General features: G+C 63.3%; 16 protein-coding genes. 10 read left to right on the forward strand and 6 right to left on the reverse strand.

Translation table 11 applies throughout. The features are described 5' to 3' along the window. Nucleotides 1–29 precede the first annotated feature (29 nt). Both RAN53_RS08760 and RAN53_RS08765 read right to left on the reverse strand, forming a co-directional pair. Entirely contained in the window at nucleotides 30–554 is a 525-nt protein-coding gene (locus RAN53_RS08760) for a C40 family peptidase (protein WP_305796434.1), read from the reverse strand. 51 nt (nucleotides 555–605) lie between these two features. Continuing rightward, a complete protein-coding gene (locus RAN53_RS08765; protein ID WP_305796435.1) occupies nucleotides 606–950 on the reverse strand; it encodes a hypothetical protein in 345 nt (114 codons plus the stop codon). A 219-nt stretch (nucleotides 951–1,169) separates the two neighbouring features. Here RAN53_RS08765 and gloA point away from each other — a divergent pair, with 219 nt between their 5' ends. Next, nucleotides 1,170–1,703, forward strand: a complete 534-nt coding sequence (gloA, locus tag RAN53_RS08770; protein ID WP_305796436.1) for a lactoylglutathione lyase — start codon at nucleotides 1,170–1,172, stop codon at nucleotides 1,701–1,703. 112 nt (nucleotides 1,704–1,815) lie between these two features. Beyond that, entirely contained in the window at nucleotides 1,816–2,784 is a 969-nt protein-coding gene (locus RAN53_RS08775) for an ABC transporter substrate-binding protein (protein WP_305796437.1), read from the forward strand. 81 nt (nucleotides 2,785–2,865) lie between these two features. Here the strand turns inward: RAN53_RS08775 and RAN53_RS08780 are convergent, their stop codons facing one another. The 4 genes from RAN53_RS08780 to RAN53_RS08795 all read right to left on the reverse strand — a co-directional run bounded on the left by RAN53_RS08780 (nucleotide 2,866) and on the right by RAN53_RS08795 (nucleotide 8,171). Beyond that, nucleotides 2,866–3,603 carry a DODA-type extradiol aromatic ring-opening family dioxygenase gene (locus RAN53_RS08780; protein WP_305796438.1) on the reverse strand — a complete coding sequence of 246 codons (738 nt, stop codon included), beginning with the start codon at nucleotides 3,601–3,603 and terminating at the stop codon, nucleotides 2,866–2,868. A gap of 178 nt (nucleotides 3,604–3,781) precedes the next feature. Continuing rightward, nucleotides 3,782–4,999, reverse strand: a complete 1,218-nt coding sequence (locus RAN53_RS08785; RefSeq protein ID WP_305796439.1) for a lipocalin-like domain-containing protein — start codon at nucleotides 4,997–4,999, stop codon at nucleotides 3,782–3,784. Next, entirely contained in the window at nucleotides 4,999–7,494 is a 2,496-nt protein-coding gene (locus RAN53_RS08790; protein ID WP_305796440.1) for an ABC transporter permease, read from the reverse strand. Before RAN53_RS08790 ends, RAN53_RS08785 begins: the two co-directional genes overlap by 1 nt. Next, entirely contained in the window at nucleotides 7,491–8,171 is a 681-nt protein-coding gene (locus RAN53_RS08795; protein ID WP_305796441.1) for an ABC transporter ATP-binding protein, read from the reverse strand. The genes RAN53_RS08790 and RAN53_RS08795 overlap by 4 nt, the downstream gene beginning before the upstream one ends. A gap of 418 nt (nucleotides 8,172–8,589) precedes the next feature. On the opposite strand from RAN53_RS08795, the gene RAN53_RS08805 reads away from it, so the two are divergent. The 8 genes from RAN53_RS08805 (at nucleotide 8,590) to RAN53_RS08840 (ending at nucleotide 18,737) form a co-directional block, all read left to right on the forward strand. Next, a complete protein-coding gene (locus tag RAN53_RS08805) occupies nucleotides 8,590–9,633 on the forward strand; it encodes a substrate-binding domain-containing protein (RefSeq protein WP_305796442.1) in 1,044 nt (347 codons plus the stop codon). A 195-nt stretch (nucleotides 9,634–9,828) separates the two neighbouring features. Then, on the forward strand, nucleotides 9,829–11,271 hold the full coding sequence (locus RAN53_RS08810) for an aldehyde dehydrogenase family protein (protein WP_305796443.1): 1,443 nt from the start codon (nucleotides 9,829–9,831) through the stop codon (nucleotides 11,269–11,271). A 1-nt stretch (nucleotide 11,272) separates the two neighbouring features. Then, nucleotides 11,273–12,061 carry a shikimate dehydrogenase family protein gene (locus RAN53_RS08815; protein ID WP_305796444.1) on the forward strand — a complete coding sequence of 263 codons (789 nt, stop codon included), beginning with the start codon at nucleotides 11,273–11,275 and terminating at the stop codon, nucleotides 12,059–12,061. 45 nt (nucleotides 12,062–12,106) lie between these two features. Beyond that, nucleotides 12,107–13,699 (forward strand): GMC family oxidoreductase, encoded by a 1,593-nt coding sequence (locus RAN53_RS08820; RefSeq protein WP_305796445.1) that lies wholly within the window; start codon nucleotides 12,107–12,109, stop codon nucleotides 13,697–13,699. A gap of 144 nt (nucleotides 13,700–13,843) precedes the next feature. After that, the gene (locus RAN53_RS08825) at nucleotides 13,844–14,848 is read left to right on the forward strand and encodes an NAD(P)H-quinone oxidoreductase (RefSeq protein ID WP_305796446.1); all 1,005 of its coding nucleotides are present in this window, start codon (nucleotides 13,844–13,846) and stop codon (nucleotides 14,846–14,848) included. A gap of 11 nt (nucleotides 14,849–14,859) precedes the next feature. Beyond that, on the forward strand, nucleotides 14,860–16,575 hold the full coding sequence (locus tag RAN53_RS08830) for an acetolactate synthase catalytic subunit (RefSeq protein WP_305796447.1): 1,716 nt from the start codon (nucleotides 14,860–14,862) through the stop codon (nucleotides 16,573–16,575). 38 nt (nucleotides 16,576–16,613) lie between these two features. Beyond that, nucleotides 16,614–17,837 (forward strand): ABC transporter substrate-binding protein, encoded by a 1,224-nt coding sequence (locus RAN53_RS08835; protein ID WP_305796448.1) that lies wholly within the window; start codon nucleotides 16,614–16,616, stop codon nucleotides 17,835–17,837. Between the two features lie 18 nt (nucleotides 17,838–17,855). Continuing rightward, nucleotides 17,856–18,737 carry a branched-chain amino acid ABC transporter permease gene (locus RAN53_RS08840; protein ID WP_305796449.1) on the forward strand — a complete coding sequence of 294 codons (882 nt, stop codon included), beginning with the start codon at nucleotides 17,856–17,858 and terminating at the stop codon, nucleotides 18,735–18,737. The last annotated feature ends 3 nt before the right edge of the window (nucleotides 18,738–18,740 follow it).

Genomic DNA, 18,740 nt, shown 5'->3' on the forward strand with positions numbered 1-18,740 from the left:
GCCAGAAATATTGCGCGGCCCCTTCGGTGTCAGGGCGCCGGGGCGGCGGCGCCCAGGAAGCGCTCCTGCCAGTAGGCGATCTCCACCGGCGAGGTCTCCACCCGGCGGCCACGGCCGGGAGCGTGGATCATCTGGCCATCGCCGCGGTAGATGCCCACGTGGCTCGCCTTGCCGCCCCCGCTGGTGTCGAAGAACAGCAGGTCGCCGGGACGCGCACGCGCCACTTCCGGCAGGGTCCGGAACTGGTCGTCGGCGGTGCGTGGTACGGGAATACCGGCGGCCTGATAGGCCAGCTGCACCAGGCCCGAGCAGTCGACGCCGGAGGGCGTATTGCCGCCGAAGCGGTAGGGCGTGCCCAGGGCGCGCTCGGCCGCGGCCAGGATCAGCACGCGGTCGATGGTGAGGCCCTCGTGGGGCGGCGGGTCTTCCACCGCCAGCTCCTTGCCGGCACAGCCTGCCAGCAGCATCAGGGCGACGAGACCCAACGCCAGGCGCTGGACCGACCGGCCCAGCGTCGCAGGGGAAAGGGAGGAGAGCGGAAGGTTGGCAGGCATCTCGGCTCCTTGCTGGCGATGCGTTGCCCCTACACTAGTCGTCCGGCTGACTCAACGGAAGGCGATGCGAGTGCCGTGGGCCAGCATCTCGTCGGGGGTCAGCGCATGGCCGGGCACGCCGATCATCTCGTCGCCGCACTGGTCGGCCCAGGTCAACACCCCGTGGGTCAGTCCCAGGCCACCCAGCAGGTCGCGGATCTCGCCGGTGCCGAGGAAGGTGCGCGTGCGCCCGGCGACATCCGAGAGGGTCGAGATCCCCTCGCCGTGATGCAGGCGCACGGTGTAGATGCCGTCCATGGATTCGACCTCCACCATGGGGGAGAAGCCGTGGGCCACGGCATCGGCCAGCTGCTTCAGGGTGATATGGTCCTTCAGGACGTAGGCGTGGGCGCTCATGGGTCTTCTCCGGAATCGTGACAGGGGTACGGTGTATAAGAAGTGTAGAAGCTTTGGCGCGCCTTGCCAGCCATTTCGTCGCGACTCCGGTGGGGGCATGTTCCTTTCGTTATCCGAAGGGACTTTTTGTAACACTATTGTCCAATTAGTGGCAGGGGTGGAAACCGCGTGCCACCGCCCCCATTTACCCGGCACACCCATAGGACGCAAGGAGCCGACATGAGCTTTAGCGGCGAACAACACCCCGGCGTAGAGGCACCCACCGCCGAGACCCAGGGTTTCCGCCTCAACCACACCATGCTGCGGGTCAAGGACCCCGAGAAGGCCCTGGCCTTCTACTCGCGGGTGTTCGGCATGTCGGTGGTGCGCCGCCTCGACTTCGAGGAGATGCAGTTCTCGCTCTACTTTCTGGCCCGGCTGGAGCAGGGCGATGACGTGCCGGAGGACGCCGGCCAGCGCACCGTCTGGACCTTCAGCCAGCAGGGCCTGCTGGAACTGACCCACAACTGGGGCACCGAGAAGCAGGCCGACTTCGCCTACCATGACGGCAATGCCGAGCCCCAGGGCTTCGGGCATATCTGCTTCAGCGTGCCGGATCTCGACGCCGCCGAGGCGTGGTTCGATGCCAACGACGTCACCTTCGTCAAGCGCGCCGACCAGGGCAAGATGAAGGACGTGGTGTTCGTCAAGGACGCCGACGGGTACTGGATCGAGGTGGTTCAGGCCGATCGGCTCGCCGCCATGGGCGACTGAGGACGCGCCGCCGGACTAGCGCCGCCTGCAGGCGGCGTTTTTGCCATCCACGCCGGCGGGGGATAAGGTCATGCTCGAATCCATGCATGGCATGACCTGCCAAGGAGTTTCGATGAACTTGCCACGTCGACCTATCCCCCTGGCGCTGGCCGGCGCCCTGCTGGCCGCCCCGTTGACCTGGAGCAGCGCTGTCCTCGCCGAGGAGCCGGCTCAGGTGCGCTTCTCAGTGCCCGCCTGGCCGGGGGTCACCGTCAAGACCGCCCTGGCGTCCCAGCTGCTCGAGACCCTGGGCTACGAGGTGCGCCAGCAGGAGCTTGGCTCCACCATCACCTACGAGGCCCTCACCCAGGGCGAGCTGGACGCCTTCCTCGCCGCCTGGCTACCCGCTCAGCAGTCGATGTTCGACACCACCATGGAAAAGGGCCTCATCGTCGATCTCGGCAACAACGTCGAGGGCGCTCGCCTGGGCTTCGCCGTGCCCACCTACGTGTATGAGGCCGGCGTGACCTCCGCCGAGGACCTGGCCGACGACGAGATCGCCGACAAGCTGGACCGCACCGTCTACTCCATCGAGGTGGGCTCGGGCATGAGCGACACCCTCAACGAGGCGGTGGAAAACGACACCTACGGTTTGGGCGACTGGGACCTGTCGGAGACCTCCACGCCGGGCATGCTCAGCGCCGTGGACGCGGCCATCAATCGCGACGAGTGGATCGTCTTCGCCGGCTGGACGCCGCACTGGATGAACATCGAGTACGACGTCAAGTACCTGACCGATACCCAGGACATGTGGGGGCCGGACGGCGGGCGCAGCGACGTGCGAACCCTGGTGACCAGCGATTTCGCCGAGGCTAGCCCCAATGCCACCAAGTTGCTCGACCAGCTCAGCTTCACCGCCGATGACCAGAGCGCCATGATCCGTGGCTTCAGCTACGAGGAGCGCGAGCCTGATGCGGTGGCGCTGGACTGGATCCGTGCCAACCCCGGCAAGGTGCAGGACTTCCTCGACGGTGTCACCACCCGCGACGGCGAGCCGGCCTGGCCGGTGGTGCAGCAGGCGCTGGACATTCCCGACGCCTGATTCCGCGACATTGGCACGCAACGAGACGAGGCCGCCCCGGCAACGGGGCGGCCTCGTGCTTTCAGGGGAGTGTCGGCGGGGTCAATCGAAGGCGTAGACGTCCATGGCCAGCACGCCGTGCTCCACGCTGTGGTGCAGGCGCCTGCCCGGCCCGCCGGCACCCAGTGCTACAAGCAGCGGCTGGAAGTGCTCCGGCGTGGGGTGATTCTCGCGCGCCTTGGGGCCCTGCTCCCAGGCCAGCAGTGCCTCGCGGTCGTCCGCCACCAGGCGCCCCTCGATCCAGTCGGCAAACTCGCCGACCCAGGGCGGCATCTCGGCGTCCAGCGGCAGCATTTCGTAGAGGTTGTGGGTCAGGCTGCCGGAGCCGATCACCAGGATATCCTCCTCGCGCAGCGCGGCGAGCCTCTCGCCGAGAGCCATCAGCTCGGCGTTGGACCACTGCATCGGCAGCGAGAGCGAGACCACCGGCACCTCGGCCTCAGGGAACATCAGCGACAGCGGCACCCAGGCGCCGTGATCCAGGCCGCGTTCGGTGGGCACGGCGTTGAGCTCCCGGGCCAGGCGCCTGGCCAGTTTGGGCTCGCCGGGGGCCGGGTACTGCACCTCGAAGAGCTCGCGGGGGAAGCCGCCGAAGTCGTGGATGGTCTCGGGGCGCTCGCTGGTACTGACCAGCAGTTGGCGGCTGGCCCAGTGGGCCGAGACCACCACCACGGCACGAGGGCGGTAGTCCTGGCCCAGCTTGCGCAGGAAGGCGTGGGCCGGGGTCTTGGTCAGGGCCAGCATCGGTGAACCATGGGAAATGAACAGGCTGGGAAGCATCTTGGCTCTCCTTCGGTGGATGGGCGCCGCCCCGAGGGGCCGGCTCGCCGTCTCCGTCGGGTGTCGATCAGTGATGCCGATCACTCTACCAGCGTCCCGGGAGGAGATAATCGGGCCCTGGAGAGAAACATTGTCGCTCAAGCAGCGATAATCCTGCTTCCCTCGGCCGGCAAGCGGCTCAGTAGCCGGTCATCTCCAGGTAGCCGACCCCCAGCCGTTCGCCGCCATCATGGTCGCGGGCGACCACCTCGCCCTCCCAGTAGGGCACCGTGGTGTCCATCCAGCGCTCGGCGTGGGGCGCCTCGACGATCAGGTCGAGATTCTCCCCGGGCACTTCCAGTCGCCAGCGGGTGGGCACCTCGCGCCCGGCCACTGGAGAGGTGGCCAGCGGGGTCATCGTCAGCTCCTGGGAGTCCAGGGCGGTGGTGGTGCCGTCCGCTGCGATCCAGCTGCCGGAGCGGTAGTCACCGCCGTCTTGCCCGCCTCCGCGCAGCCGGAAGGCCATCAGCCGGTGGCCGTCGTCCAGGTGCAGCGAGAACCAGTCCCAGCCCGCCTGGTCGGGGCTCAGCAGCTGGCTGCTCCACTCGCGGTCGAGCCAGCCGCGGCCGCTGACCCTGTGGGTCTCGCCGGCCAGGGTGACCTCGCCCTCGACCCGATAGAAGGGCTGGCTGTAGTAGTGCGAGCCCTGGCCGTCGGCGGCCTTCTGGCTGAAGCCGTCACGGCCATGCAGGACCAACGGCCCCTCGGCGGTCAGGGTGAGGCGGTAGCCGAGGCGCGCCTTTCCCTCTCCATCGCCCTCCCCCTCGAAGGCGGTGAGGGTGAGCCGCTCGAAGGTGTCGGCATCGGGCTCGGTCACCTCGCTTGCCAGCACCCAGTCGTCGAGCCAGGCGCGGAAGGGGGAAGCCACCGCACCGGCCTGGCCGTCCGTCTGTTGGGAAGGCGCCGCCGAGTGGCTGCGGGCGAAGCGCTCCGCCACGCCGTGCTGTGCGCCCCTGGAGACCGCCATATGTGCCATCCACAGCTGATCGGCGGCCCAGGGCGTGGACTCGGGGCGCTCTCCCGGCGGCGTCGTTTCCGATGGCAAGAGCGCCTGGCGGAACAGCGTCCACTGAAGTCCCATGGGCACGCCGTGGGCGTCTTCCAGGTTGGCGGTCAGGTACCACCACTCGATGCGGTAATCGGGGTGGGCGCCGTGATCCCCGGGGAAGCCCAGCGTCGTCTCGGGGCCGGCCTGCACGAAGCCGGCGGTGCCCTCGCCCAGTCCGGCGAAGCCGGCACCACGGCTCTCGGGCGTGTCCTCGCCGCAGCCGGCCAGGGCCGCAAGTGCGCTCAGCAAGGTGCCCAGCAGCAGCGCCCGCCACGGGGAGCGGGCGGCATGTTGGATCGGTCGTGGCATCATCCCGCCTCCTCGGCCAGCAGCGTCCGGGGCGGGGTGCGCCACAGGCGCAGCGCGGGCAGGAGGGCGGCGAGCAGCGCTACCGCCACGGCGGTGGCCAGGGTCAGGGCGATCTCCCCCGGGAAGAGGTGCAGCGGCAGGCGCCAGCCGAAGGCCGCCACGTTGATCACCGCCACCAGGCCCCAGGTGATGGCGGTGCCCAGCGGCACGGCGACCAGGCCCACCGCCAGCGCCGCCCCGCCCAGCTGGGCGAGCTGTACGCCCAGCAGCCGGCCCCTCGGCACGCCCAGGGCCCACAGCGGCGCCAGTCGGCGGCGGCGCTCCCCGGCCTGGGCCAGCAGGCTGGCCAGCAGCGCCAGGGCCGCCACCGCCAGGGTCAGGGCGTTGAGCGCCCGGGTAATGGTGAAGGTGCGCTCGAAGATGCCGGTGGCGATGTGCTTGACCGCGCCCTGGTCGCGCAGGGCGTCGCGGCCCAGGGCGAACTCGCCGGCCAGCGCAGTGGAAAGCGCCCCGGCGTCGGCGCCCGGTGCCAGCGCGATGCCGATGGAGTCCGGCGGTGCCGAGAAGCGTCTGCCCAGCTCGCTGGCGGCCATCAGCACCTCGCCGCGGGGGTTGCCGTAGTCGGGATAGATCGCCGCTACGGCGAGCGTCGCCTGGCCGTCCGGCGTGGTCAGGGTCAGGCGATCTCCGGGGGCGATGTCCTCGGCGACGGCGAGCTGCTCGTTGATAAAGGCCGCGCCCTCCCCGAGGGCGCGCCAGGCCTCCTCCCGCCCGGTGTGAGTCTCCAGCAGCGGCCAGGTCGGTGTCAGCCGCTCGCCCGGGGTCAGGCCGAACAGCGACACCGGACGGGCCAGCGGGCGCGAGGCCCCCGCGGCGTCCACCGCCAGCAGGGTGCTCTCGCCGTGGCGGGTGACCATCAGTTCGGCCACCTCCGGGCGCTCGCCCAGCCAGGTGTGGACCGCCTCGAAGCGCTCGGCCGGCGGGTCCAGGTAGAGGTCGGCCACCAGCCGCTGGTCGAGCCAGTCCAGGAAGGTCAGGCGGAAGCCGCCGACCATGCTGTTGACCCCCAGGCTCGCCGAGAGCGCGATCAGCAGCGCCATCAGCGCAAGCGACAGGCGCGGCAGCTGCAGCTCGAGGTCGGCCAGGGCCCACTGGGCCAGCGGGCGGCGCCGGGCCAGCCGGCCAAGCCCCGCCAGGGCCGCCGCCAGCAGTGGCGGCAGCCACAGCGCACCCACCAGCAGCAGCGCCGCCATCAGCACGAAGCCCGCCGCCAGCCCCTCGCCGGCGGGCTGGCGCGACAGCCACGCCCACAGCGCCAGGCCCAGGGCCGCGACTGCCGCGCCGGCCAGCGACATGCGCCCGAGCTGGCGCTGGTAGCCGCTGCGCCACGCCTGGGCGCGGCCCAGGTCGAGCACCGAGAGCCGCGCGGCCCGCCACAGCACCCCGGCGCCGGCCAGCAGCAGCCCACCCAGTGTCACCGCCAGGCCGCCGACCCAGTAGTGCCAGGGCAGGCGCAGCTCCACGCCTACCCCGGCGCCATAGAGGCTGCCCAGGGTGGCGGCTACGTCGGGCAGCAACGCCCGGGCCAGCCACACCCCGCCGGCGATCCCGGCCAGGGCGCCGATGCTGCCGAGCAGCACCAGCTCCAGGGCCAGGCCGGCCACCAGGGCGCGACCGGAGACCCCGATAGCGCGCAGCGTGCGCAGCATCGCCAGACGCTGCTCCAGGGCCAGGCCCAGCGCCGCCTGGACGATGAACAAGCCGACGATCAGCGCCAGCAGCGCGAGTGCCGTCAGGTTGAGGTGGAAGCTCTGAGTCAGCTGTCCCGGCGAGACCAGGGTGGTGGCGCGGGTCAGCGCCAGCCCCGGCGGCGCGGCCGCCAGGGCCCCCGGCGCGGTCACCAGGCGGGTGATGCGCTCGCCGGCATCGAGCAGCACCGTGGCCGCGGCGATATCCATCACCAGGGTCTGCGGTGGCAGCGAGGGGGCGAGGCTCAGCGGCGGCAGCCGGCCCGCCGCCAGGCGCGGGCTCGCCCCCGGGGCGGAATCGGTGTCGAGGCCCAGGCTGGGCAGGGTGTCCGGGGCGAGGCGGGTCTGCCAGGGTGGCGTCAGGAAGCCGGTGAGTTCCTGGGTGCTGCCGGCGGTGGCGAAGGCGCTGTCCCCGGGCAGGGTGAGCGGGTCGATGCCGATCAGCGTCAGCCGTGTGCCGTCGGGGGCGGTGAGCTCGCCCTCCAGCAGCGGCGAGACCGGCAGCCCCTGGCGGCGCAGGGCGAGGAAGTCGTCGCGGGTCAGCGCATCGCCGTCGAGGCGCTCCAGGCGGTCGAGCCCGGTAGTGAACAGCGCCTCGGCGCGGGCGTAGCTCTCCTTCGCCGAGGCGTTGATCGCCTGGACGCCGCTCCACAGGGCGCTGGCCACCCACAGTCCCAGCAGCAGCATGGCCAGCTGGGCGGGGTGGCGACGATAGTGGGAGAGCAGGGTGGCCAGCAGCGTCGTCATCGGCTCGCCTCCGCGGCGGCCAGCGGTGCCAGGGTGCCGCGGGAGAGCCGCAGGCGGCGGTCCAGCGGGGCGGCGATGCGTGGGCTGTGGGTCACCATCAGCAGGGCGCAGCCGGTCTCCTCCACCAGCGACAGCAGCAGCGCCAGCACCTCGCCGGCGGTGGCCTCGTCCAGGTTGCCGGTGGGCTCGTCGGCCAGCAGCAGCGCCGGCCGCGGCGCCAGGGCACGGCCGATGGCCAGGCGCTGCTGCTGGCCGCCGGAGAGCTGCTCGGGGTAGCGCCCCTCCAGCCCGGCCAGGCCCAGCCGCGCGATCAGCTCGGCCGACCAGGCGCTATCCTCGCGGCCGGCCAGGCGTGCCTGCAGGCGCAGGTTGTCGAGTACCGTGAGGCTGGGCACCAGGTGGAACTGCTGGAACACCAGGCCCAGCGACTCCCGGCGCAGCCGTGCCCGCTCGGCCTCGGCGAGGGGCGAGATCGCCCGGCCCCCCAGGCGCACCTCGCCGGCATCCGGCAGGTCGAGCCCCGCGGCCAGGTGCAGCAGGGTCGACTTGCCGCTGCCCGACTCCCCCATCAGTGCCAGACTCCGACCTGCCTCCAGGGTCAGGTCGACTCCGGCGAGCACCTCGAGGGGCCCCTGGGGCGTGGCATAGGCCTTGTGGACCTGCCGGAACTCGAGCATGGCGGCCTCCCTGGCAACGGTAGGCTCGATTTTCCCATAAAAGCCACGCAACTCGAAGGTGGTTCAGTTCTGGCCTGCGACGCAGGAGTCGTGGCCATGCCCATGGGATAAAAAATCGCTGGATCAAGCAGGGTGGGCCACAGACGAGCGGAATGGTTGAGCACTTCAACGTCTGCATCAACGACTTGCTGGCGACTCGGCGCTATGATTCAGTTGAAGACTTGGAGTAGATGCTCAAGCGCTATTCTTGGCTGTACAATCACCATATCCCGAATAAGGCGCTGCACCATCATTCGCCGGTCATAGGGACGAAGTAATGGCAAGCCAATCGGCCTGAGTTATTTTATAAGGGGGTGGTCCATCACATGAGATCCAACACCAGTATTTAATTTTTAAATCATAATTATATTGCGGCCATATGCTGATGAATCTGAAAAAGAAAAGAGTAACTCTGGAAGATGTCGCCAAGAGAGCTAATGTGTCGTTAGGTACGGCTTCTAAGGCTCTTTCATCACCAAATAAAGTCAGAGAAAAAACCTTAAAAAGGGTTATGGATGCAGTCGATGAAATGGGTTACGTCCGCAATGGCGTTGCGCGATCGCTTGCCTCTCGAAAAACATGGCGTGTAGCGGTAGTGTATCCAACACTGAAAAATCCAATGTTTTCCAATTCGATAGACTCCTTACAGCAAAGTCTATTAGAAATGGGATATCAGCTGGTTATCGGCAGCCACGAATATAACCAAAAGCGCGAAGTGAAGGTCCTTCGTGCGTTAGTTGAAAGTGGCGTTGATGGCGTGATTCTCGTAGGTACGGATCATGATGATGCCGTGTTTCATATGCTGGAAACATACGAAACTCCCTATTTGATGATGTGGTCGACTGACGAAACGAATTACCCACATACAATTGGGTTCTCGAACCGTCAGGCCGCCTATGGAATTGCACGACACGTAATTGCTAAGGGGCATCGTAAAGTGGCACTCTGCGGCGGCCCTGTAGAGGGGAACGAGCGCTCACGACAGCGGCGTGCGGGTTTTCTCGACGCTCTCAAGGAGGCGAACATCTCAGTAAAGCCTCAGTGGCTCATCGAAACACCATTCTCGCTTGATGGTGGGCGTGAGGCGATCATGCGATTGATTGAGGCCGGTGAGCTGCCTACGGTGATGGTTTGTGGCACTGACCTGCATGCTATTGGTGCGATCCATCAGTGCCAGTTGAGCGGTATCCACGTTCCGGACAGATTGTCGATCACGGGCTTCGACGACATTGAGTTTGCTAGTGCCATGAGCCCTGGATTGACAACGGTAAGGGTGCCGATGCATCACATCGGTGTGGAAGTTGCTCGAGCCATCGTAGCGATCATCAATGATGAGGGGTCGGCCGAAGCGCTTGAGCTGGAGACGAGGATCGTCGAACGTGAGAGCTTGAAGCATCTCAAGGATGGCGAAGCTGCTGGATGATACCAAAGGCTAATATCAGCAACAGGCCCACATCTGCTATCTGTTAAAGAATCAGATCCAAGGTGACTATCACCTTTTTTTTGAAGCCTAAAGTGAAGCGCTTCATTTTTTTGGCAAGAACAATGAATCGCTTCATTTTGCGGCGGCTGATGCTGCGGGAACGCGGTAAACCCCCTCGATGAGGACGATAACGGGATGCATGAGAACTACATCAATGGCGAGTGGGTCGGGGCTAGTGAGGTCAATCGCAACCTGAATCCTTCCGATACGCGCGATGTGGTGGGTGAATACGCCCGCGGCGATGACACTCAGGCTCTGCAGGCTATAGATGCCGCCAGCGACGCCCTCGAGACATGGGCCACATGGACATCCGAGGCTCGTGCCGATGCGCTCGATCGGATTGGCGACCGTATCCTCTCCGACAAGGACCAGCTTGGTGAGCTATTGGCCCGAGAAGAGGGTAAGCCGCTGGCCGAGGCGATTGGTGAGGTCACCCGTGCCGGACGGGTGTTCAAGTTTTTTGCCGGCGAGGCCATTCGTTTCGGCGGCGAATTTCTGCCCTCGGTCCGTCCTGGCGTCAGTGTCGAGGTGTCGCGGGAGCCCGTTGGCGTGGTGGGGGTCATTACACCGTGGAATTTTCCGATTGCGATTCCCGCTTGGAAGATTGCTCCGGCCTTGGCATATGGCAACAGTGTGGTGTTCAAGCCCGCTGATCTGGTACCCGGCTGCGCTTGGGCGCTGGCGAGCATCATCGATGAAGTCGGTGGGTTTCCCAAGGGCGTATTCAACCTGGTGATGGGCCCCGGCTCCAAAGTGGGCAATGCGTTGGTCACTTCGCCGAATGTTAATGCGATCACTTTTACGGGGTCTTCGGAGACAGGTAGGAGGATCGCCGCCGAGTGTGCCGTCCGCGGCGCGAAGCTCCAGCTGGAAATGGGAGGCAAGAATCCATTAGTGGTCCTGGATGATGCTGATTTAGATCTAGCGGTTTCTACGGCCATTAATGGCGCCTTCTTCTCCACCGGACAGCGCTGCACGAGTTCGAGTCGCCTTATCGTCGAGAAAGGCATTCATGATAGCTTCGTCAAACGCATGCGTGAAGCCACTCAGGAACTGAAGGTGGGCAACGCTCTGCATCCCGATACCCAGATCGGACCGGTCGCTTCTCAGGCGCAACTGGATCAGGACTTAAGCTACATCGAGGGAGCCAAGCGTTCCGGTTGCCGGCTCGAGGCTGGAGGCGAGTGTCTGTCACTGGAAGCACCGGGCTATTATCTGACTCCGGCCCTTTTCTCGCAGACTCGTAACGACATGCCGATTAATCGTGAAGAGGTCTTTGGCCCCGTAGCAACGGTGATTCAGGCAGAAGACTACGAGCATGCACTTATATTAGCAAATGATACTATTTATGGTTTGTCGTCTGGTATCTGCACTCAGTCGTTGGCGCGCGCAACACACTTCAAGCGCCACTCTGGTGCGGGGATGGTGATGGTCAATCTGCCAACGGCAGGTGTCGATTACCACGTGCCTTTCGGAGGGCGAAAAGGGTCGAGCTATGGACCGAGAGAGCAGGGGAGTTACGCCAAGGAATTCTTTACAAACGTGAAGACGAGTTACACGCTGGCTCAGGGAGTTTGATGTGGAAATTACTGGAAAAACGAAAATTTGCGCCATCATCGCAGACCCAATACAGCATGTGAAAACACCGCAGGGTATAAATCGTCTATGCGAGGAGACGGATAAAGATGCCGTCATGGTTCCTGTGCATGTCTCAAGCACAGATCTCATTTCAGTGGTGAATGGCTTCCGGACGATGCAGAACCTGGCTGGGTTCGTCATTACCGTGCCCCACAAGACGGCCGTGGCAAAGCTGTGCGATGAACTCAGCGACGATGCCGAGCGGATGGAGGCGGTCAACGTCATTCGTCGTAGTTCCGGTGGCAAGCTGTATGGCGCTATTCTCGATGGCAAGGGATTTGTGGCAGGGCTTCGCGAGGAGGGCATCGAACCCGAAGGGCGCTCAGCCTATCTGGTTGGGGCCGGTGGGGCGGCCAGTGCCATCGCCTATGCCTTGGCCGAGGCGGGAGTCAGTCGCCTGACCCTAGCCAACCGCACCCAGGAGAAAGCCGAAGCGTTGAGGCAGCGACTCGGGAAGGCTTACCCGGCACTGCCCGTGAGCTTAGGTGGGCGAGACCCTAAAGGCCATGATCTCGTTATCAACGCCACCTCACTGGGATTGAAAGAGGGTGATCCGCTGCCGCTGGACGTCGAGAGTCTGACGGAAGAGCAGGTCGTTGCTGAAATCATCATGGAGCCCGCGGAGACATCTCTGCTGAAAGCCGCCAAGAGCAAAGGCTGCACCGTGCAGTACGGGCTTCCGATGCTCAAGAATCAACTCAAACTTATGGCCGAGACGATGGGGCTGTAAGCATGTTGCGACCACTCGACAAGCGGCAACAGGAAGCTTGGTGTAATGGGTAAATACGATTACGTCATCGTGGGCGGTGGAACGGCGGGTTGCATACTCGCGAACCGGCTAACGGAAGATGGTAAGTACAGCGTGCTACTGCTAGAAGCCGGCGGGCAGCCGCGGAGCCCTTGGATCAAGATTCCGGCGGGCTTCAGCAAGCTCTTGACCAACAAGACCTATAACTGGCGCTTCGAGTCATGCCCGGAGGCCGCCACCAGGGAGCGCGTGATCGCCATTCCACGCGGCAAGGGGCTGGGCGGTTCCACCCTGATCAACGGCATGATCTACGTACGCGGCCAGCCGAACGACTACGACCGGTGGCTCGACGAAGGTGCCGCCGGCTGGAGCTGGCAGGATGTCGAGCCTTACTTCAGGAAGCTGGAAAACTTCGCCGAAGGCGGAGCGTCCCGGGGCAAGTCGGGCCCGATGTATCTGGAGCGCGTCAAGGAACGGTTCCCCATTTCCGATGCGTTCCTGGCAGCAGCCGCCGAGGATGGCCAGCCGTTCAATGAGGATTACAACGCAGCGGATCAGGAAGGGGTCGGCTATTACCAGGTCACGCAGCGCAACGGCCAGCGCTGGAGCGTCGTGGACGGCTACCTGAAACCGGCGATGGCGCGCAGCAACCTGACGGTGTCGACTGGCAGCCGAGTGCTGCGCATCGAGCTCGACGGAAGCCGCTGCACCGGTGTGACCTACGAGCGTGACGGAAAGCGTGAAACCGTGGCGGCGGCCCGGGAGGTGGTCCTGTGTGCAGGAGCCGTTCAGAATCCCCAGATCCTGGAGCTGTCCGGCATCGGCAATCCCGACGTATTGTCAAAGGTCGGCATCGAACCCAGGATTGAGCTGGCCGGAGTCGGCGAGAATTACATCGATCACTATGCCACGCGCATGAATTGGCGAGTCCGCAACACCATCACGCTCAATGAGATGTCACGCGGGCTGCGGCTGACGAAAGAAGTGGTGAAGTACTTCACCAGTCATAAGGGCATACTGACCCTCGGTACGGGTCTAGTTCACGGTTTCGTCAAGACGCGGCCGACATTGAGTTCGCCAGACGTCCAATTCTTCTTCGTGCATGCCAGCTACGCCAATGCGGCGACTCGCGTTCTAGATCGGAAGCCTGGAATGACGATAGGCGTCACGCAGTTGCGCCCGACATCGAAGGGTAGTATTCATGTCAAAAGTGCCGATCCGGCGGCGGCTCCGTCGATAAAGCCCAACATGCTGGCGACGGAAAAGGACTGCCAGACACTGGTGGATGGCATGAAGGTGGCTCGTAGAATCATCGAGCAACCAGCCTTGCAGCAGTACGTGTCGCATGAAATGTCTCCGGGCAAGGAAGTGAAAACCGATGAGGAGTGGCTGGAGTTCGCCCGGGAGAATGGGCAAACCATTTACCACCCGATTGGGACCTGCAGGATGGGTGACGGCGATGACGCGGTCGTAACCCCGAACCTACTGGTAAAGGGCGTGGAAAAACTGTCGATTGCCGATGCTTCCGTGATGCCGGCGATGGTGTCGGGTAATACCCAGGGCGCTGTGATGATGGTGGCCGAAAAGGCAGCCTATCTGATTCGTAGCAGGGCTGAGTAAGCATAAAGTATTACGATGAAAGTGCTTGTAGTAACGCCGAGTGGTGTTATTTTAAAAGCATAAAATGAAGCGCTTCATTTTTGTGTTTAGTGACCTAATCCGCCATGAAGCGCTAGCTGGACACGACAATACAGTGGAGGACTCATGACCCGCAGCACGCAGACGAAAACGATGAAGCAAGTCACGGCTCGGAAGCCGGGTGGTCCCGATGTGCTGAGCGTCGCTGAGGGTGAAATTCCGGTACCGGGCCCACGAGAAATTCTCGTCAAGGTGGCCGGTGCCGGTGTCAATCGCCCCGATGTGATGCAGCGCATGGGGGGGTATCCGCCGCCGCATGGCGCGACCGACGTGCTGGGGCTGGAGATCAGTGGTTGCGTGGTAGAGGCGGGCAGCGAGGTGTCTCGTTACTCGGTCGGCGATGCCGTGATGGCGCTCGTCGCCAGCGGCGGATATGCAGAGTATGCGGTGGTGGACGAGCGTAATGCACTGCCCGTACCAGCGACGATGTCACTGGTGCAGGCAGCGGCGGTTCCCGAAACCTTCTTCACGGTGTGGACCAACGTCTTTCAGCGCGGCGGCCTCGAGGAAGGCGAGACGTTCCTGGTGCATGGGGGAACTTCAGGGATCGGCACGACGGCCATACAGCTCGCCAAGGCTTTCGGGGCGAACGTGATCGCGACGGCTGGAAGCGAAGAAAAGTGTCAGCAGTGTCTCGAGCTTGGGGCAGCCCATGCGATCAACTATAAGACTCAGGATTTCGTGGAGGCGGTGAAAGAGATCACCGGTGGGCGCGGTGTTGATTTGACCATCGATATGGTGGGTGGTGATTACCTCAATCGCAATATGGAGTTGGCCGCCAACGAGGGACGCATCGTGCAGATCGCCGTGATGAAGGGGCCCGAGTCGACCATCAATGCCTGGCTGTTGCTGGCCAAAAAGCTGTGGTTGACGGGGTCGACGCTACGAGCGCGCTCCATCGAGCAGAAGCAGGACATTGCCGAGGAGCTCGAGGCTCGCGTCATGCCGCTGTGGGAGGAGGGGCGCTGCCTGCCCGTGATCGACTCCACCTTCGCCATCGACGATGTGGTGGAGGCGCATCGCCGAATGGATGCGGACCACATCGGCAAGATCGTGTTGACTTTCGAATGACAGGGGGCGTCATGGGCAGGATCGTTGCCGATGGCATCGTCGATGCGCTGGAGCGTCACGGTGTCAGCGAGATCTTCGGCCAGAGCATTCCGTCTAAGGTATTTTTGGCGGCCACCGCACGGGGCATACGCCAGGTAGGGTATCGCACCGAGAATGCCGGAGCGGCAATGGCGGATGCCTATGCGCGGGTTTCCGGCAAGGTGGCGGTCGTTGCGGCGCAGAACGGCCCGGCTGCCGCACTGCTCGTGCCCGGCCTTGCCGAAGCTTTCAAGGCTTCCATTCCCGTGGTGGCCCTGGTGCAGGACGTGGCCGTACTCAGTCGCGACAGGAATGCGTTCCAGGAACTCGATCACTTCCGTCTGTTTTCCGGGGTGGCCAAGTCGACTCGCCGCATCGAGTCGGCCGATCGCGTGGATGATGCCCTCGACATGGCTTTTGTCGAGGCCGCCTCGGGCAGGCCAGGACCGGTGGTTCTGCTGGTGCCGGTGGACATCATCGACGAGCCGGCCGGAGAGGAGGCTGCGGCTTCCCCACGCCGCAATAGGTACGGTCGCTACCCCTTGGACAGGATGCTGGCGGACCCGGGCGCGATTGCCGGCGCGGCCGATCTGATCGCGTCGTCGCGCAGGCCGGTCGCCATCGTGGGCGGTGGTGTGCATACCGCCGGCGCTTACGCGGAAGTGGAAGCGCTTCAGAACCTGGGAGTGCCGGTGGCCACCACTGTGATGGGCAAGGGAGCGGTAGATGAGACCTCGCCGATGTCCGTCGGCGTGGTGGGTTACTTCATGGCGGCGCGCAGTCGCACGGAACGCCTGCGCTTCGTGGTTGAGGAGGCCGATCTCGTCCTGCTGGTGGGCAACCGGACCAACCAGAACGGCACCGACAGCTGGAGCCTCTACCCCGAGGGAGCGACTTACATCCACATCGATGTCGATGGGCTGGAAGTCGGCCGCAACTATGAGGCCACGCGTCTGGTCGGCGATGCCAAGTTGACCCTTGGGGCCCTGACGCAGGCGCTGGGCGAGCGCGATCTGTCGGCCATGCAGAGCTGGTCGGCGACGGTGTCCGAGCGAATCGCTCACGAGCATGCCGCCTTCGACCGGCACCTGGCCGAGGCAGTGACGCTTTCCGCCACGCCGATTCGGCCGGAGCGCATCCTGCGTGACCTGGATGGTTGCCTGGATGGCAACAGCCTCGTGGTGGCGGATGCCAGCTACTCCTCGATCTGGGTGGCGAACTTCCTGACGGCCAGGAAACCCGGGCGGCGTTTCTTGACCCCCAGAGGACTGGCGGGTCTCGGCTGGGGCTTGCCCTTTGCCTTGGGAGCGAAAGCGGCAATGCCGGATGCGACGGTGCACTGTGTCACCGGTGATGGAGGCTTTGGACACGTCTGGGCCGAAATGGAAACGGCGGTGCGCATGCAACTACCGGTTATCATCACGGTGCTCAACAACCAGACGCTCGGTTATCAGATGCACTCCGAACTGGTGCTTCACGGGGGCTACACCGATATCTGCCATTTCTCTCACGTAGACCATGCAGGCATTGCCAATGCCTGCGGGGTACGAGGTGTCAGGATTACGCATCCTGACGACTATTTGGTTGAGCTGAGGAGGGCCATTGACGACAAAGTACCCACGTTGCTGGAAGTCATGATCGATCCAGATGCATACCCGCCAATCACGAGCTATCAAGGCAGCGAAATGCTGCCGAAAGTCAACGCATAAAAAGTTAGTTACACAGTAACAATCAGGAGCATATGACCATGAAATACAATCACAAATTCCGCCGCACTGTCATCAGAAGCGTCGTTGCGACAGCCCTGCTTGGTGGTATCTCAGCCCCTGCCTTCGCCGAGGTGAAATTCGGAGCGCTCTATCCACTGAGCGGCGGACTGGCTCTTCTCGGTGAAGAAAGCTTTCGCGGCCTGGAGCTGGCAGTCGATCAGATCAATGCGAATGGTGGCGTCCAGGGCGAGACCGTCGTGCTCGAGACGGGCGATGCCGTGGACAACAACCAGGCGATCGGCGAAGCACGCCGGCTGATCTCTCGTGAAGACGTCAAGGCGATCTTCGGCACCTATGCCTCTTCACGCTCCATCGCTGCCTCCCAGGTGGCCGAAATGAGCAAGGTACCTTACTTTGAGCTGGGGGCCGTCGCCGACGATGTCACTGAGCGCGGTCTGAACTACGTATTCCGTACCAACCCGACTGCCTATCACATGGCCGAGACCATCATCGACATGCTGGTCGAAGGCATCGCTCCTGAACTCGGCGTCGACCCGACCGAGCTGCGCATCGGCATCATCCATGAGGATTCCAACTACGGCTCGTCGGTGGGCAAGCACCAACGTGCGTTTGCCGAAGAGGCGGGTCTGAATATCGTGATGGAAGAGCATTATCCGGCGTCAACCGTGGATATGTCTTCCATTGTGCTTTCACTGCAGGAAGAAGAGGTCGATGTCGTTCTGCAGACCTCATATCAGGACGATTCGGTTCTGTTCCTTCGCCAGGCCAACGAGCGCGATTATCGTCCCAAGGCGATCATCGGCGGCGGCGGTGGCTACTCGATGACGCCGACTGCCGAGGCAGTGGGGCACGATGTGATCGACGGTGTCTACGATGTCGATTTCACCCAGTACAACATTGACCCGGAATTTGCGCCTGGTATAGAGGACTTCGTGGCCTCCTATGAAGAGAAATATGAGGAATCTCCCCGCTCTGGTCACTCCTTGATGAACTATGCCGGAGCGCTTGAACTGCTTCGTGCCATTGACGCGGGTAGCGGGTTCTCTGCCGACGAGATCAAGGAAGCCGTGCTGGCGATGGACGTCCCCGTAGGCGAAACGGCAGCCGGTATCGGCATCAAGATCGGCGAGAACAATCAGAACGAGCGTGCCAGCATGATGGGTATGCAATGGCAGGATGGCGAGTTAGTAACCGTTTATCCGGAAGGCGCCAGCGTTGCCGACATGCGGACTAGCCAATAATAGCCCCGAGGTTACCAAATGGAATTAATTATTAGCCTTGTCGTCAATGGGTTAATGCTTGGTAGCCTTTATGCCATGGTCAGCGTCGGTTTGACGCTGATCTTTGGCATAACGAAGGTTATCAACTTTGCTCATGGCGAATTCATGATGATAGGGATGATGCTGACTTACATCGTAACGACCTATCTCGGCATTCACCCCTATTTGACGATGGTCTTCATCGTTCCCTTGTTGTTCGGGTTGGGCATTTTCGTTCAGAAGTTCCTGATAGAACCGCTGAAGGATTCGGATGAGCACATCCAGATATTTGCGACCGTCGGCCTGTCGATTGCCATGATAAACCTGGTGTTGATGATCGCGGGTTCCGATAATTTTAATACGCCGTCCAGCGGCATGCGCCATACCTTGGGCTTGGGGCCGGCAACGATTCTGACTGGACAGGTCGTCATCATGCTGTGCTCGATCTTCATGGTTGGTGGGCTGCATCTGTTCCTGACGCGAACGCAGATGGGACGTGCCATTCGAGCCACCGCTCAGAACCGCAATGCTGCGCAGCTGATGGGCATTAACGTGTCGCGCATCAATATGGTGACCTTCGGTATCGGTATCGCTTGCGTCGGTGTCGCTGCCGTTCTGCTTTCTCCGTTGTATCCCGTCAATGCTCAAACGGGGCAAAGCTTCGTCCTGATTGCTTTCGTGATCGTCGTCATGGGGGGGTTGGGCAGCATCACTGGAGCTTTCTTTGCCGCTTTGATCATTGGCCTCGTGGATTCTTTTGCTGGTTTCTATCTGGGGTCGTCACTGAAGGATGTCGCGGTGTTCGGTATCTTCCTGCTGATCCTGATATTCCGCCCGTCCGGGCTGTTCGGCAAGGCAAGAAAACTGGCACACGTGTCTTGAGAA

The sequence above is a fragment of the Halomonas sp. SSL-5 genome, from assembly GCF_030708455.1.
GTDB lineage: Bacteria > Pseudomonadota > Gammaproteobacteria > Pseudomonadales > Halomonadaceae > Halomonas.

Bases quoted from the DNA above. Each gene is read 5' to 3' on its own strand.
- gloA (WP_305796436.1), top strand. From the start codon at position 1,170: ATGAGCTTTAGCGGCGAACAACACCCCGGCGTAGAGGCACCCACCGCC.
- RAN53_RS08775 (WP_305796437.1), top strand. From the start codon at position 1,816: ATGAACTTGCCACGTCGACCTATCCCCCTGGCGCTGGCCGGCGCCCTG.
- RAN53_RS08835 (WP_305796448.1), top strand. From the start codon at position 16,614: ATGAAATACAATCACAAATTCCGCCGCACTGTCATCAGAAGCGTCGTT.
- RAN53_RS08785 (WP_305796439.1), bottom strand. From the start codon at position 4,999: ATGCCACGACCGATCCAACATGCCGCCCGCTCCCCGTGGCGGGCGCTG.
- RAN53_RS08830 (WP_305796447.1), top strand. From the start codon at position 14,860: ATGGGCAGGATCGTTGCCGATGGCATCGTCGATGCGCTGGAGCGTCAC.
- RAN53_RS08805 (WP_305796442.1), top strand. From the start codon at position 8,590: ATGCTGATGAATCTGAAAAAGAAAAGAGTAACTCTGGAAGATGTCGCC.
- RAN53_RS08765 (WP_305796435.1), bottom strand. From the start codon at position 950: ATGAGCGCCCACGCCTACGTCCTGAAGGACCATATCACCCTGAAGCAG.
- RAN53_RS08825 (WP_305796446.1), top strand. From the start codon at position 13,844: ATGACCCGCAGCACGCAGACGAAAACGATGAAGCAAGTCACGGCTCGG.
- RAN53_RS08760 (WP_305796434.1), bottom strand. From the start codon at position 554: ATGCCTGCCAACCTTCCGCTCTCCTCCCTTTCCCCTGCGACGCTGGGC.
- RAN53_RS08840 (WP_305796449.1), top strand. From the start codon at position 17,856: ATGGAATTAATTATTAGCCTTGTCGTCAATGGGTTAATGCTTGGTAGC.
- RAN53_RS08820 (WP_305796445.1), top strand. From the start codon at position 12,107: ATGGGTAAATACGATTACGTCATCGTGGGCGGTGGAACGGCGGGTTGC.
- RAN53_RS08790 (WP_305796440.1), bottom strand. From the start codon at position 7,494: ATGACGACGCTGCTGGCCACCCTGCTCTCCCACTATCGTCGCCACCCC.
- RAN53_RS08810 (WP_305796443.1), top strand. From the start codon at position 9,829: ATGCATGAGAACTACATCAATGGCGAGTGGGTCGGGGCTAGTGAGGTC.
- RAN53_RS08795 (WP_305796441.1), bottom strand. From the start codon at position 8,171: ATGCTCGAGTTCCGGCAGGTCCACAAGGCCTATGCCACGCCCCAGGGG.
- RAN53_RS08780 (WP_305796438.1), bottom strand. From the start codon at position 3,603: ATGCTTCCCAGCCTGTTCATTTCCCATGGTTCACCGATGCTGGCCCTG.